The sequence below is a fragment of the Pseudomonas sp. RGM2987 genome, from assembly GCF_022952855.1.
GTDB lineage: Bacteria > Pseudomonadota > Gammaproteobacteria > Pseudomonadales > Pseudomonadaceae > Aquipseudomonas.
Genome location: NZ_JALJDX010000004.1, coordinates 1 through 255, shown reverse-complemented (window position 1 = coordinate 255; position 255 = coordinate 1). Strand labels below are relative to the sequence as shown.

The following is a 255-nucleotide window of genomic DNA, read 5'->3' as shown; positions in this document are numbered from 1 at the left end:
TGGTGTGACGGGCGGTGTGTACAAGGCCCGGGAACGTATTCACCGCGACATTCTGATTCGCGATTACTAGCGATTCCGACTTCACGCAGTCGAGTTGCAGACTGCGATCCGGACTACGATCGGTTTTGTGGGATTAGCTCCACCTCGCGGCTTGGCAACCCTCTGTACCGACCATTGTAGCACGTGTGTAGCCCAGGCCGTAAGGGCCATGATGACTTGACGTCATCCCCACCTTCCTCCGGTTTGTCACCGGCA

At 57.3% G+C, this 255-nt stretch carries 1 rRNA gene; it reads right to left on the bottom strand.

Annotated elements, in window-relative coordinates:
• Positions 1 to 255: ribosomal RNA gene (locus RGM2987_RS00010) — 16S ribosomal RNA — on the bottom strand; the annotation flags it as partial.